The sequence below is a fragment of the Hymenobacter daeguensis genome, assembly GCF_054780555.1.
In genome coordinates, this window is sequence record NZ_BAAGWC010000040.1 from 18,912 (window position 1) to 32,689 (window position 13,778).

The window sequence follows — 13,778 nt, forward strand, 5'->3', positions numbered from 1 at the left end:
CGGTTTTGAAAACGGCGAAAAAGCCCGACCTTTGCGGCGGGTGGTACAAAAGTACCGCCGGGGTCGGGTTAACGGGCGGGAACCGGTTGTTGTTCTTGCGTTACCTCGCCCCGCATCGTGACGATGGAATATTAGCGACTTGGCTACGGCAGATTCTCCTGCCGCAAGGCAGCGTTTTAATTAATGAAAGAATGAAGAATGAGGAATGAAGAATTTGTAGCAGTTGCTATCCTGGTGGCGCGCCTCTATTAATTCTTCATTCCTCATTCCTCATTCTTCATTCAAAAAGCGATGCCGCCATTCTGCTATCCCAAATTCCCACCCTCCGATGAAACGCATCAAATTACTGGAAGTCCGCTCCGAACTCGGGGCCGGCACCCGGGGCTCCGGCATGGGCATCGACGCCCTGCGCGTGGCCTGCCTCAACAAAGGCTCCGACTATTTCCGCCGGTTCAATACCGTGACGCTGCCCGATTTGAACCACGTGCTGTTTGATAAAACCCCGTTCCCGTTCGCCAAGCACATCGACGCCATCTACACCGTGCAGAAGGGCATTGCCCAGGCCGTGGAGCAGACGCTGCGCTTCGGCGAGTTTCCGCTGGTGCTGGCCGGCGACCACAGCTCGGCCAACGCCACCATTGCCGGCATCAAGGCCGCCTACCCCACCAAAACGCTGGGCGTGATTTGGATTGACGCCCACGCCGACATCCACTCGCCCTACACCACGCCCAGCGGCAACGTGCACGGCATGCCCCTGGCCGCCTCGCTGGGCGTGGATAACCTGAAGCACCAGCGCAACGTGCCCGACGCGGAAACCATCTTCTTCTGGCGTCGCCTGCAAAACCTGGCCGAGCCCGGCCCCAAGCTCAAGCCCGAGCACCTAGTGTACGTGGTGGTGCGCGACACCGAGGAGGAGGAGGAGGCCCTCATCGCCGAGCTGGGCATCAAGTGGATAAAGCTGCCCGAAATCAAGGCCAAAGGCTCGCGCCGGCTCACCCGCGAGATTTACGAGCACCTGCGCTACTGCGACCTGGTCTACATTTCCTTTGATGTCGACAGCCTCGATTCGAGCTTCAGCATCGGCACGGGCACGCCCGTGGAGGACGGGCTGTATTTGTCAGAAGCCGAAAACCTCTGCCAGGACCTGCTGGAAAACGACCGGGTGGTGTGCTTCGAAATGGTTGAAATCAACCCCACGCTGGACAACGGCAACTCGATGGCAAAGAATGCCTTCAACATTCTGGAGAAGGCGACGGAGGCGATTGAGCGCCGGCTGCGGCTGGAGGAGGTGATGAGTCGGTAATTGAATAAGCGTCAAAAGGAGGGTGGAATGCCTTATTGCCTTTTAATGGCGTCAGTTCCTCCAGCTTAATCAGCGTCTTAGCTGCCATTAGCGGCGCAAGCTCTTCGAAATGTTGGACGTCGTTTATTTCATCGACTAAATATTCCTCGCCTGGTATCAGGCTCTCCTCTATTTCAGATATGTACAGCTTATAAATGCCATCCCATTTCTGAATCCCGGCGGTTAGCCAATGATTTTCGCCATTCTTTTCGACAACGATATGTTTGCCTACTTGCTTGCCAGCCTCAATCCACCGTCGCACGTTATTTAAACCGTTCATCAGGCGCTAATTTAAGTCTGTAAACAGTAGAACCTTTATCTAATCACCTCACACACCTATTCTGCGAAATGAGCAAACCAATCAATAATTCTGTCTTCTACGTGGAGTTTCCGGCCACTGACCTGGCCGCGACTAAACAGTTCTACGCCCAGGCATTCGGGTGGTCATTCGAGGACTACGGCCCCGATTACATCGCCTTTGAGGATGGGCAGCTCTCGGGTGGCTTTTACCGCGCCGAAAGCGTGCCGCCCAGCAGCCCCCTGGTGGTACTGTGGGGCGATGCGCTGGAAGAATCGCAAGCGGCAGTGGAAGCGGCTGGGGGCATCATCAGCAAGCCCATCTTTGCCTATCCGGGCGGCCGGCGGTTCCATTTCACCGACCCGAACGGCAATGAGCTGAGCGTTTGCGGCGAGGCGTAGGGCGGTCCGGCCGGCAAGCCCGCCGCTTGAGTCGCTGCAGAAACGGCAAGCCCCGCCAGTAGCTGGCGGGGCCTTTTTGTGGGTGTTGTTTCGTTAAGCAGACTAACTTGTGAAAAATTAGTAGGCTAGAAATTCTACCGTTTACCTAAACGGCATTACGAAAACGGTTAGGTTGCACCATGAAACCCCTTGCGCACCTACTCGATTCGTTGGTCCATGCGGTCACGGCGGAGCAAGAACAAGAAGCCCTGCGGGTTTTTGGCGCTCTGTCCGACGCCCACCTCGCGGAGTTGACCTCCGGCGGGTACGTGAAGAGCTGGCCGGCGGGCCAGCTCCTGCGGCACCTGCCCGTGGACCGGCTGGTGCCGTACGCGGCGCCCTTGCTGGTGCACTTGCAGGACCTGTGTTGGTCCGCCGCGCCCGGTGCAGCACAGGCCTTGGCGGCCATGGGCGCCGCGGCCGTGCCGGCCCTGCGCCAAGTGTTCGCGACCGACCCCCACGACGGCATCTGGATGATGAACCTCGTCTACAACGTCGTCCAGCGGTGGGAGGCGCCGGTGGCCCGATTGCTCGAAGCGGAACTGGTCGGCTACGTGCGCTACGCGGCCCCCGAAGGCGAATCCATCGCGGCCTTGGAGGCCTTGCAACGGCTGTTGCAGGCCGGGGAACACCGGCAGCTTTACGACTTCTTGCGCGGGGTGTACGGGCACAATGCCGCCCTGCTGGGTGAACTACGGGACACCTTCGACTACGAATGACCACCCTTTTTGTGAACCGAAATCACATGGACATAGCTGCTTTGGAGAAAGAACTCGTGGCTGGGGGCTACCGCGGCTGGTACCTCAACGGGGGACTGCTTGGTGATACGGTGACGCTAAACCGCACCAACGAGGGGTGGCAGGTCTATTATAGCGAACGCGGGCAGAAGAAGAACGTGCGCACCTTTCGCACCGAGGAGGAAGCATGCCGGTATTTTTTAGTGTTTATCGCCAGCGGCGGCAGCAATAACTTATAACGCTCTTTTCAGTAAACTACTAATCAAAAGCGCTGCCTGAATATATAAGGGGCAGAAACAGACCTTAACAGGTAGGCGAGTTTAAGAAACTCGTCTACTAATCAAAGTTTAAGAAACGCTCTCCGAGCATGAGTTTCGTAAACTTCAGCAGCACTCTACAAAAGTCCCGCCAGCCACTGACGGGGCTTTACGTTGCGGCAAGTTTCGGTGGGGTGCTCGACCGGCAGGGCAGTAGCGCGAACTTTGTAGTTCGCGTGGCGGAGCGAGTTGTTCGAACGGTGCGGGGACGCGAACTGCAAAGTTCGCGCTACATGCAACGGCCCGTACCTTTGCCCCGTGCAACAGTTAGAATCCTCCCTCAAAACCGCCCTGCAAACCGCCGCTCAGGCCGTTTTTGGCGTTGAAATCCCCGCCGCCAGCCTCACGCTCCAGCCCACGCGCAAGGAGTTTGCCGGCAGCTTCACCCTCGTCACGTTTGCGCTCACCAAGGCGCTGGGCAAAGGCCCCGAGCAAATCGGCCAGGCCCTGGGCGAGTGGCTGAAAGCCCACGAGCCCCGCGTGAGCGGCTACAATGTGGTGAAAGGCTTCCTGAACCTCGGAATCGCCGATGCCGAGTGGCTGGCCGTGTTTGAGCAGCTGCGCGCCCAGCCCGCCACCGCGCCCGTGGGCACCGACGGCGGCCCGCAAAACGTGGTGGTCGAATACTCCTCGCCCAACACCAACAAGCCCCTGCACCTGGGCCACCTGCGCAACAACTTCCTGGGCTACTCGGTGGCCGAGATTCTGAAAGCCACCGGCGCCACCGTCACCAAAGCCAACCTGGTGAACGACCGCGGCATCCACATCTGCAAGTCGATGATTGCCTACCAGCACTTCGGCCACGGCGAAACCCCCGAGCAGGCCGGGATGAAGGGCGACCACCTCGCCGGCAAGTACTACGTGCTGTTTGAGAAGCACTACCGCGAGGAAATCAAGCAGCTCGAAGCCGAAGGCGTGGCCAACGACATCGCCAAAAAGCAAGCTCCGCTCATGACCGAGGCCCAGCAGATGCTGCAGGCCTGGGAAGCCGGCGACCCGGAAGTAAAAGCCCTCTGGAGCCAGATGAACGGCTGGGTGTATGAAGGCTTTGACGAGACTTACAAGAACATCGGCGTCGATTTCGACCAGTACTACTACGAGTCCGAAACCTACCTGCTGGGCAAGGAGCGGGTAGAGGAAGGCCTTGAAAAAGGCGTGTTCTTCAAGAAGGAAAACGGCTCGGTGTGGGTCGATTTGCAGGCCGAGGGCCTCGATGAAAAGCTCCTGCTCCGCGCCGACGGCACCAGCGTCTACATCACTCAGGACCTGGGCACGGCCGAGCTGAAATACCAGGATTTCGGCTACGACAGCAGCATCTACGTCATCGCCGACGAGCAGAACTACCACATGCAGGTGCTGCAGGCCACGCTTCAGAAGCTGGGCAAGCCCTACGCCGCCGCCATCCACCACCTCAGCTACGGCATGGTGGACCTGCCCTCCGGCAAAATGAAATCGCGCGAAGGCACCGTGGTGGATGCCGACGAGCTGGTGCGCGACGTGGTGGCCGCCGCCAAAGCCGCTACCCTCGAAAAAGGCAAAACCGAAGGCCTCAGCGATGAGGAACTGGATGAGCTCTACCACATGCTGGGCCTGGGCGCGCTCAAATACTACCTGCTGAAGGTGGACCCCAAGAAGCGCATGCTCTTCAACCCCGAAGAGTCGGTGAGCCTCGAAGGCCACACCGGCCCGTTCATCCAATATTCGCACGCCCGCATTGCCGCCATTCGCCGCAAAGCCGCCGAGCTGGGCATTGAGGAGCAGGCCGACTGGAGCCGGATTTCGAGCCTCGAAGGCACCGAGCGCGAGCTGGTGCAGGAACTGGCCCGCTACGCCGCGGTAGTGGCCGAAGCCGCCCGCAACCTCTCGCCGGCTGTCATCGCGCAGTACGCGTATGACCTGGCCAAAGCCTACAACCGCTTCTACGCCGAAGTCTCGATTTTCCAGGAAACCGACGTGGCCAAACGCAGCCTGCGGGTGGCGCTGTCGGCGCGGGTGGGAGAGCAGATTAAGCAGTCGCTGAAGCTGCTGGGCATGCAGGTGCCCGAGCGCATGTAGGCACGCGCCATGGCGCGTGCCTACATGCGCCGTTTGGGTGGCGCAAATGTTCGTGCCCCGAGATTCATTGCCCATTACCGTTCAACGATTGAACGCGCCATGGCGCGTTCCTACGACATGATGAAATCCATTGCCGTGTACTGTGGTTCCAGCGCCGGAACCAACCCGAACTACATTGCGCAGGCACAGGCCCTCGGCGCGGCCATGGTGGCCCAGGGCCTCACGCTGGTGTACGGCGGCGGGCGCGTGGGCCTCATGGGCACCATTGCCGATGCCGTGCTGGCGCGGGGCGGCCAGGTAGTGGGCGTGATTCCCGATTTTTTGGATGCCAAGGAGCTGGCTCACAAAGGCTGCACGGAATTGCACGTCGTAAAGTCCATGCACGAGCGCAAGCTCCTGATGGCCGACCGCGCCGATGGCTTCATTGCCATGCCCGGCGGCTACGGCACGCTTGAAGAGCTGTTTGAGGTGCTGACCTGGGGCCAGCTTGGCCTGCACCACAAGCCCGTGGCCCTGCTCAACGTGGACGGCTACTACGACCTGCTGCTGCAAGCCCTCGACCGCATGCGCGACGACCAGCTGCTGCGCCCCGAAAACCGCGACCAACTCCTGCAATCGGCTAATCCGGAGGAGTTGTTGAAGCAGATGGCTGCCTACCAGCCGGTGCAATTGGAAAAGTGGCTGACGCCGCCGACTACGTAAACGAGTAGGGGCGGGGCCTGCCCCCGCCCGTCGTTGAACGAAATCGTTGATGTGGCGCGAACGTCCGGGCGGGGGCAGGCCCCGCCCCTACAAACCAATCCCCGATGAACGCAACCGAACAAGAAGAGCGGGAACACCTCGAAGTAATCAAGGAGCAACTGGCGCTGGCGGTGCGGCGCGTGGACGACTCCGTGCGGCAGTTTTCCAATGAGCTGCGGGAGAAAAAGGAGTACATCCACGAAAACCAGTCGGGCATGGACGATGCCGACATGGTGGCCGCCGGCCAGTCCATCGACCGCATGGCCTACACCGGCGCCGGCGCCGTGGCCCGCAAGCGCAAGCTTATTAAGCTGATGCAGTCGCCCTACTTCGGCCGTATTGACTTCACAACCCGCAACAACGTGACCACGCCGGTGTACATCGGCGTGCATTCCTTCGTGGATGAGCGGCAGCGGCGCGGCCTTATCTACGACTGGCGGGCGCCCATCTCGTCCATGTTTTACGACTACGAGCTGGGCGAAGCCTCGTACAACACGCCGTCCGGCCCCATTCAGGGCCGCATCGACCTGAAGCGGCAGTACAAGATTCAGGACGGGCGGCTGGAGTTTCTGATTGAAAACGGCGTGAACATCCACGACGAGGTGCTGCAGCGCGAGCTGGCCAAGTCCTCGGACGACAAGATGAAGAACATCGTGGCCACCATTCAGCGCGACCAGAACGCGGTGATTCGCAACGAGGAGGCCTCGGTGATGGTGATTCAGGGCGTGGCCGGCTCGGGCAAAACCTCCATTGCCCTGCACCGCATCGCCTTTTTGCTCTACCGTTTCCGCGACAGCATCGGGGCGAAGGATATTCTCATTCTCTCGCCCAACAAGGTCTTCGCCGACTACATCTCGAACGTGCTGCCCGAGCTGGGCGAGGAGCACATTCCGGAAACCGTGATGGAGGAGCTGGCGGCCGATTTGCTCGGCAACCAGTACCCGTTCCAGACCTTTTTCGAGCAGGTATCGGCGCTGCTGGAGCACCACCAGCCGGCGTTTATCGAGCGCATCCGGTTCAAGTCCTCGTTCGAATTTCTCAGCCAGCTGAATAAATACCTGCTGCACGTCGAAAACAACTACTTCAGCGCGAGCGAGCTGCGGGTGGGCCGCACGGTGGTGCCCAGCGCCTTGCTGACGCAGAAGTTCAAGACCTACCACCGGGTGCCGCTGCTCAGGCGCTTCCCGCTGGTGGCCGACGACGTGCGCGCCTTCGTGCGCACCGCCGCCGACCGCAAGCTGACCAACGGGGAGAAAAGCACGATAGGCGAGGCCCTCACGCGCATGTTCCGCTTCAACAACGTGCTGGATTTCTACCGCGACTTCTACCGCTGGCTGGGCCGGCCCGAGCTGTTCCGCTACGAACACGGCCAGACGCTGGAATATGCCGACGTGTTCGCCCTGATTTACCTGCGCATTCGCCTGGAAGGCATCTCGGCCTACGACCACGTGAAGCACCTGCTCGTGGACGAGATGCAGGACTACACGCCGGTGCAGTACGCCGTGCTGTCGCGGGTGTTCAGTTGCCGCAAAACCATCCTCGGCGATGTTAGCCAGACGGTTAACCCCTACAGCGCGTCGTCGGCCGAAACCATTGAGCGCGTCTTCCCGCAGGCCGACATCGTCCGGCTGAACCGCAGCTACCGCTCCACCATCGAGATTACGAATTTCGCCCAGCGCATCACGCCCAACCCCGACATCATGCCGCTGGAACGGCACGGGCAGGAGCCGGCCCTGGTGCGCTGCAACGGCCCCGCCGAGGAGCTGGAAACGCTCAGGCAGCTGGTGGCAACTTTCAAAAGCGCGGGCAGCAACTCGATGGGCATCATCTGCAAAACGCCCCGGCAGGCGGAGCAGGTGCAGCAGGCGCTGGATGGCCAGGGCGTGCAGCTGCTCACGGAGGAGTCCACGCATTTCAAGGAAGGCGTTATGCTCACCACGGCACACCTGGCGAAGGGACTGGAATTTGATGAGGTCGTCGTGCCCTTCGTTTCGGCCCGCAACTACCGGACGGCGGTGGACAAGAGCATGCTCTACGTGGCCTGCACCCGCGCCATGCACCGCCTCACGCTGACGTATGCGGGGGAGCTGACGGGGTTTTTAACGGAGTAGCGCGGACTTTGTAGTCCGCGCCTTGGAACGATACCCGAACGGTGCGGGGGCGCGAACTACAAAGTCCGCGCTACGGCCTCCGGTCCGAAACCCTATTCACCTTCGTATGGTTACGCACGCAACTGCGCAACCCTTACCTTCATCCCATGAAAAATTTCCTGCTGCTCACGCTGGCCACCGCTGCCACCGCCGTTACGTTCATCGCCGCCAAGCCGGCCGCTGCCCCTGCCATGACCAACCCCGCCGAAACCGCCGCCGCGCCCGCTTCCGTGTACGATTTCACCGTGAAATCCATCGATGGCAAGGACGTGAAGCTGAGCCAGTACAAAGGCAAAAAGCTCCTCATCGTGAACACCGCCTCGAAGTGCGGCTTCACCCCGCAGTACAAGGAGCTGGAGGAGCTGTCGAAGAAATACGGCAACAAAGTGGTGGTGCTGGGCTTCCCCTCGAACAGCTTCAAGCAGGAGCTGGCCTCGAACTCGGAAGTGGCTTCGTTCTGCGAGAAGAACTACGGCGTGACGTTTCCGCTTTTCGAAACCGTATCGGTGAAGGGCGACGATGCCGCGCCGCTCTACAAATACCTGTCGGACAAAAGCAAAAACGGCGCGGTGGGCGAGGCCCCAAGCTGGAACTTCTGCAAGTATCTGGTGGATGAGAAAGGCCACGTCGTGAAGTTCTATAACTCGAAGGTGACGCCCCTGAGCCCCGAGCTGGTGGCCGATATCACGAAGTAGTTTCTGCTGTTTTCTGAATTATTCAGAACGTCATGCTGAGCTTGTCGAAGCATCTCTGCCGCGCAACTAATTCAGCCGTTGCAACGAAGCGGTAGAGATGCTTCGACAAGCTCAGCATGACGTTCTTTTTTGCTCAAAAAAATGTCTCCCTGGATTTCCGCTTTCCGCCCCCGCACCCTGCCGCTGGCCCTGGCCAGCATTCTCACGGGCGGTTTTCTCGCCAAAGCCAACGGCCAGTTCAACGGCCTCGTGGTGGGCCTGGCCGCCCTCACCACCATCCTGCTCCAAATCCTGAGCAACCTGGCCAACGACTACGGCGACTCGCAGAACGGCGCCGACAGCGTGCACCGCGAAGGCCCGCAGCGCGCCGTGCAGAGCGGCGCCATCACGCCCGCCCAGATGAAGCGCGGCATGTGGATTTGCGGGCTGCTGGCGCTGGCCAGCGGGCTGGCCCTGCTGTGGGTGGCGCTGGGCACGGCCGGGCTGGGCCTGTTTCTGGGGTTTGTAGCGCTGGGCCTGGCGGCCATCTGGGCGGCGGTGAACTACACGGCGGGGTCTAACCCGTACGGCTACGCCGGGCTGGGCGATATTTCGGTGTTCCTGTTTTTTGGGGTAGTGGGCGTGTGCGGCACCTATTTTTTGCAAGCCCGCAGCCTGCCGCTGCAGGTGCTGCTGCCGGCCGCCGCGCTGGGCTGCTTCGCCACCGCCGTGCTGAACGTGAACAACATCCGCGACATCAAATCCGATGTGCTGGCGGGCAAAATCACCATTCCGGTGCGGCTGGGGCCGCTGCATGCGCGGCGCTACCACTGGCTGCTGCTGCTCATCGGGCTGGGCTGCGCCACGGTGTTTGTGGCCCTTACCTACCATTCGCCGTGGCAGTGGCTGTATGCGCTGGCGGCTCCGCTGTTTCTCTTCAACGCCATTCAGGTGTGGCAGCGGCAGGAGTCGATGCAGCTCGACCCGCTGCTGAAGCAAATGGCGCTGAGCACGCTGGTGTTTACGGTGCTGTTTGGGGTGGGGCAGGTGCTGGGGTAGTAGTTTAGCGGGCATAGCAGCTGTTCTGCTGGCTTTCCCCTGAACTTTCCCCAATGCCTACCATGCAGCGTGCCTATTACCATGCGTCCATCGCAGATTTTCTGGCTCACGACGAAAACCGAATAATTGGCGAGTTGGCGCTGGCTCACACCCACGCGCTTGAGGAGCTACAAAAAGGTGCCTGGCAGCAGCAGATTCGGATTTTGAAACGCGAGCTGCTCGATTTTCCGGGTGGCCACGTGCTGTTTGAAGCCGCTATTCCGCGCATGGGCAAGCGGGCCGATGTGGTGGTGCTGTTGGCGGACGCCGTGTTTGTGCTCGAATTCAAAGTGGGCAGCACGAGCTATGACGCCGCCGCGCAAGACCAAGTGCTGGACTATGCGCTCGACCTCAAAAACTTCCATGCCGGCAGCCACCACGCCCGTATTCTGCCGGTGCTGGTAGCCACGCAGGCTGCTACTCATACATTGGCATTACAGCCATTCAGCGATGGACTATACCAGCCGTTGCGGGCCAATGCCACCACCATTGCTGCCTGCCTGCGCCTCGGCACCGCTGCCGCCACGGGCCCGTCGCTGAGCGCCGCCGCATGGCTGGCCGCTGGCTACCAGCCCACACCCACCATAATTGAAGCCGCTCAGGCGCTTTACAAAGGCCATCAGGTGGCCGATATCACCCGCTCCGATGCCGGCGCCGCCAATTTATCGGTGACGGGGGCCTGCATAGCCGGGATTATTGAGCAGGCCAAAGAGCAGGGACACAAGGCTATCTGTTTTGTGACTGGGGTGCCGGGCGCTGGCAAAACCCTGGCTGGCCTCAACATTGCCAACGAGCGCACCCAAGCCGACGAGCAGGAGCACGCCGTATTCCTCTCGGGCAATGGCCCGCTGGTGGACGTGTTGCGCGAAGCCCTCGCCCGCGACAAGGTGAAGGACGCCCGGCACCACGGCCGCCGGCTCGACAAGAAGCAGGCTGTTTCGGAAGTGCGGTCCTTCATTCAGAACATTCATCATTTCCGCGACGAAGCCTTGCGCCACCTCGGCCCGCCCATTGAGAAGGTGACAGTATTTGATGAGGCACAGCGGGCGTGGTCGGCCCAGCAGGCCAGTAAGTTTATGCAACAGAAGCGCGGGCAGGCCGATTTCAACATGTCGGAGCCTGAGTTTCTGGTGGAGGTAATGGACCGCCATCCTGATTGGTGCACGGTGGTGTGTCTGATTGGCGGCGGCCAGGAAATCAATACCGGCGAAGCGGGATTGGAAGAATGGCTACGGGCCTTTGAAACCCGTTTTGCAGCGTGGAAAATCTACTATTCGAACCGGATTCGGGACGACCGGAACTATCTGGCCGACCAGGTCGCCGTGACCCGGCTGGATGCCTTGCACGCCGAACCACTGGCGGCGCTGCACCTGGCCGTATCGGTGCGCTCCTTCCGGGCCGAGCAGTTGGCGGCCTTCGTGCAAGCCGTGCTGGATGCCGACCTGGCCCAGGCGCGGCAGCTGTACGAAACGCATTTGCAGGCCGTGTACCCTATTCGTCTCACGCGCCGGCTGGAAACGGCCAAAACCTGGCTGCGGCAACAAGCCCGCGGCTCGGAGCGCTACGGCCTGGTGGCTTCGTCGGGCGCGCACCGGCTCAAGCCATTGGGGTTGAATATTAAGGATAAGATTGATGCGCCGGTCTGGTTTCTCAACGACCGCACCGACGTTCGGTCCTCGTACTACCTGGAGGATGTGGCCACCGAGTTTGACATTCAGGGCTTGGAGTTGGATTGGGTGGGAGTGGCGTGGGATGCCGATTTTTGGCTGCATCGGGGCCAATGGCAGTTCCGCAAGTTCAAGGGCACACGATGGCAGCAATGCAATGCCGCCGACAGCCGCCGCTACCTGCTCAATGCCTACCGCGTACTGCTCACCCGCGCCCGCCAGGGCATGGTCCTGTTCATCCCCGAAGGCAGTGCCGACGACGTGACCCGACTGCCGGAATTTTACAAGGAAGTATACCAATTTTTCCGCGCAATTGGGATTCCGGAGCTTGAATAGGCAAGCCGGACCTGCGCAGACAGGAAAGTAATTCGACGGCTCATGCGTCAGAAGGGGAGCAACCTCAACTTTCCTACTCATGCCCAAAACTGTTTTCATCACCGGCACTTCCACTGGCATTGGCGCGGCGGCCGTGCGCCTCTTTGCTCAACACGGCTGGCAGGTGGCCGCCACCATGCGCAACCCCGCCGATGCCACCTTCGCCGACCTGCCCAACGTGCGCGTCTACGCCCTCGACGTAACCGATGCGGCCGCCGCTCCGCGTGCCATTCAGCAAGCTCACCAGGACTTTGGTAGCCTTGATGTCCTCATCAACAATGCTGGCTACGGCCTAGTGGGGCCATTCGAGAAAGCCACCGATGCCCAGATTCAGGACCAGTTTGCCACTAACGTCTTCGGCGTATTTGCTGTGACGCGGGCGGCGCTGCCGCTGCTACGCGAGCAGAAGTCGGGTGTCATCATCAACATCACCTCGGTGGGTGGCCGCACGGCTTTCCCGATGAACTCGCTCTATCACGCCACCAAGTTTGGCCTCGACGGCTTCTCTGAGTCGCTGTGGTACGAGCTGGCGCCGTTCGGCATTCAGGTGAAAGTAGTAGCGCCCGGCGGCGTAGCCACCGATTTTGCTACCCGCTCCCTCAAAATGACCACCGACCCAGCCGACGAAGCCGACCCTTACGCCGGCCAGCTGCGCCGCGTAATAGCTGCCTTTGGTGAGCGAAGCGGCGGTGGTTCCACAGCAGAGCAAATTGCCGAAGTCATCTACACCGCCGCCACCGATGGCACCTCCCAGCTTCGCTACATCGCCGGCGATGATGCCAAAGGAATTCTCGGCGCGAAATCCCAAATGAGCGAAGCCGATTTTGCCGCCATGATTAAGGAAAATTTCGGATTGTAGCCTTTGGCTTCAGGCTGAAGACACGATAGAAAAGCAGCTTGTGAGAGCTGCTTTTTTTGTACCTGGAAAGGTAATGCCGCTGCTGTTTGATAAGCAGCTAGCGGCCGCGAGGCTCGCCCAAGCGCCAGGGGCAGTAAGTTTACGCCTTCGCGTTTTCGGCTGTTATGCGTCTTGGTTGGGCTTTGTTTTTAGGCGTAAGTATGTTAGCGGGTAACGTATTGAGCATCAAGTGTGCTACCCGACGGCATCAGCTATGTGTAGTGCCCTTCACCGGCATCAAGCCGGCCCAGGCGCGCCAGGTCGAAAAAGCCATTCTGGAGCTATACAAGGTGCCGGTGGTGGTTCTGCCCGCCAGCACAGTGCCGGTTACGGCCCAGTGCCCGGTGCGGCAGCGCTACCGCGCCCGCGCAATACTTGCTTTTCTGGCCAGCCACATTGCCAACATCGATGATGCTCAGGTCAAAACACTGGCCCTTACCGTTGACGATATTGAGATTGAAGAGCCGCCGCAAAAGCCGCATTGGGGCGTGATGGGCCTGGCCAATAAAATTGGGGGCAGCCAGTGCGTAGCCTCTACGTTTCGGCTGCGTGGCCGTAACGACCGGCTCGTCAAAGTGAGCCTGCACGAAGTAGGACACATGCTGCATCTGCCGCACTGCACCGCCAATGCCCCGGCCTGTCTGATGAACGACGCACAAGGGAAAGTGGCCACAGTAGACGCTGAGCAGCTGTTCCTGTGTGCGCAATGCAAGAACTCGCTACGCTGGTAATGCCCTGGATTTAAACAGTTACCCCCAAAACTCACGGCACGAAGCCAGTTGAGCTTTGGGGGTAATTTGGTGTTTGCTCAGTTTTACTCCGCCGTTGGAACCGCGGGTGCGCCAGGGGTACCAGAGCCCTCCGGCTTTGGCCCACGCTTGCGGTTGCGGCCGCCGCGACTGCGCCGGCGCTCTCCCTCGGCGCGGGGCTCGCGGGCTTCGCCTTCGGGGCGCGGTTCGCGGGGCGGGCGGGCCTCGCCCTCCGGA

13 protein-coding genes are annotated in these 13,778 nt (G+C 60.5%); 12 read left to right on the forward strand and 1 reads right to left on the reverse strand.

The genetic code is table 11. From position 1 onward, the window contains the following. Positions 1-328: 328 nt before the first annotated feature. Positions 329-1,303 (forward strand): arginase, encoded by a 975-nt coding sequence (locus ACYVHT_RS22215; RefSeq protein ID WP_460557395.1) that lies wholly within the window; start codon positions 329-331, stop codon positions 1,301-1,303. Here ACYVHT_RS22215 and ACYVHT_RS22220 read toward each other — a convergent pair. Next, on the reverse strand, positions 1,233-1,622 hold the full coding sequence (locus tag ACYVHT_RS22220; protein WP_460557397.1) for a hypothetical protein: 390 nt from the start codon (positions 1,620-1,622) through the stop codon (positions 1,233-1,235). The two genes, ACYVHT_RS22215 and ACYVHT_RS22220, sit on opposite strands and share 71 nt — an antisense overlap. Before the next feature lie 68 nt (positions 1,623-1,690). On the opposite strand from ACYVHT_RS22220, the gene ACYVHT_RS22225 reads away from it, so the two are divergent. The 11 genes from ACYVHT_RS22225 (at position 1,691) to ACYVHT_RS22275 (ending at position 13,523) form a co-directional block, all read left to right on the forward strand. Next, positions 1,691-2,041, forward strand: coding sequence for a VOC family protein (locus tag ACYVHT_RS22225; protein WP_460557399.1), 351 nt, complete (start codon positions 1,691-1,693; stop codon positions 2,039-2,041). Between the two features lie 179 nt (positions 2,042-2,220). Then, positions 2,221-2,799 (forward strand): hypothetical protein, encoded by a 579-nt coding sequence (locus ACYVHT_RS22230; protein ID WP_460557401.1) that lies wholly within the window; start codon positions 2,221-2,223, stop codon positions 2,797-2,799. Beyond that, on the forward strand, positions 2,796-3,056 hold the full coding sequence (locus ACYVHT_RS22235) for a hypothetical protein (RefSeq protein ID WP_460557403.1): 261 nt from the start codon (positions 2,796-2,798) through the stop codon (positions 3,054-3,056). Before ACYVHT_RS22230 ends, ACYVHT_RS22235 begins: the two co-directional genes overlap by 4 nt. A gap of 336 nt (positions 3,057-3,392) precedes the next feature. Then, positions 3,393-5,189: an arginine--tRNA ligase gene (gene argS, locus ACYVHT_RS22240; protein ID WP_460557405.1), complete on the forward strand. Its 1,797-nt coding sequence runs from the start codon at positions 3,393-3,395 to the stop codon at positions 5,187-5,189. 99 nt (positions 5,190-5,288) lie between these two features. Continuing rightward, positions 5,289-5,891, forward strand: coding sequence for an LOG family protein (locus ACYVHT_RS22245; protein WP_460557407.1), 603 nt, complete (start codon positions 5,289-5,291; stop codon positions 5,889-5,891). Between the two features lie 104 nt (positions 5,892-5,995). Then, positions 5,996-8,041, forward strand: coding sequence for a HelD family protein (locus tag ACYVHT_RS22250; RefSeq protein WP_460557408.1), 2,046 nt, complete (start codon positions 5,996-5,998; stop codon positions 8,039-8,041). A 146-nt stretch (positions 8,042-8,187) separates the two neighbouring features. Continuing rightward, entirely contained in the window at positions 8,188-8,775 is a 588-nt protein-coding gene (locus ACYVHT_RS22255) for a glutathione peroxidase (protein WP_460557410.1), read from the forward strand. A gap of 141 nt (positions 8,776-8,916) precedes the next feature. Continuing rightward, the gene (locus tag ACYVHT_RS22260; RefSeq protein WP_460557412.1) at positions 8,917-9,813 is read left to right on the forward strand and encodes a prenyltransferase; all 897 of its coding nucleotides are present in this window, start codon (positions 8,917-8,919) and stop codon (positions 9,811-9,813) included. A gap of 62 nt (positions 9,814-9,875) precedes the next feature. Continuing rightward, positions 9,876-11,855 carry a DUF2075 domain-containing protein gene (locus tag ACYVHT_RS22265; RefSeq protein WP_460557414.1) on the forward strand — a complete coding sequence of 660 codons (1,980 nt, stop codon included), beginning with the start codon at positions 9,876-9,878 and terminating at the stop codon, positions 11,853-11,855. Between the two features lie 79 nt (positions 11,856-11,934). Then, a complete protein-coding gene (locus ACYVHT_RS22270; protein WP_460557416.1) occupies positions 11,935-12,753 on the forward strand; it encodes an SDR family oxidoreductase in 819 nt (272 codons plus the stop codon). Between the two features lie 260 nt (positions 12,754-13,013). Continuing rightward, complete coding sequence (locus ACYVHT_RS22275; protein ID WP_460557418.1) at positions 13,014-13,523, forward strand: hypothetical protein; 510 nt, start codon at positions 13,014-13,016, stop codon at positions 13,521-13,523. Positions 13,524-13,778: the final 255 nt, after the last annotated feature.

Excerpts from the sequence above, each read along its gene's own strand:
- ACYVHT_RS22215 (WP_460557395.1), top strand. The coding sequence starts at position 329 with ATGAAACGCATCAAATTACTGGAAGTCCGCTCCGAACTCGGGGCCGGC.
- ACYVHT_RS22230 (WP_460557401.1), top strand. The coding sequence starts at position 2,221 with ATGAAACCCCTTGCGCACCTACTCGATTCGTTGGTCCATGCGGTCACG.
- ACYVHT_RS22260 (WP_460557412.1), top strand. The coding sequence starts at position 8,917 with ATGTCTCCCTGGATTTCCGCTTTCCGCCCCCGCACCCTGCCGCTGGCC.
- ACYVHT_RS22245 (WP_460557407.1), top strand. The coding sequence starts at position 5,289 with ATGGCGCGTTCCTACGACATGATGAAATCCATTGCCGTGTACTGTGGT.
- ACYVHT_RS22265 (WP_460557414.1), top strand. The coding sequence starts at position 9,876 with ATGCAGCGTGCCTATTACCATGCGTCCATCGCAGATTTTCTGGCTCAC.
- ACYVHT_RS22255 (WP_460557410.1), top strand. The coding sequence starts at position 8,188 with ATGAAAAATTTCCTGCTGCTCACGCTGGCCACCGCTGCCACCGCCGTT.
- ACYVHT_RS22250 (WP_460557408.1), top strand. The coding sequence starts at position 5,996 with ATGAACGCAACCGAACAAGAAGAGCGGGAACACCTCGAAGTAATCAAG.
- ACYVHT_RS22220 (WP_460557397.1), bottom strand. The coding sequence starts at position 1,622 with ATGAACGGTTTAAATAACGTGCGACGGTGGATTGAGGCTGGCAAGCAA.
- ACYVHT_RS22270 (WP_460557416.1), top strand. The coding sequence starts at position 11,935 with ATGCCCAAAACTGTTTTCATCACCGGCACTTCCACTGGCATTGGCGCG.
- ACYVHT_RS22225 (WP_460557399.1), top strand. The coding sequence starts at position 1,691 with ATGAGCAAACCAATCAATAATTCTGTCTTCTACGTGGAGTTTCCGGCC.
- ACYVHT_RS22235 (WP_460557403.1), top strand. The coding sequence starts at position 2,796 with ATGACCACCCTTTTTGTGAACCGAAATCACATGGACATAGCTGCTTTG.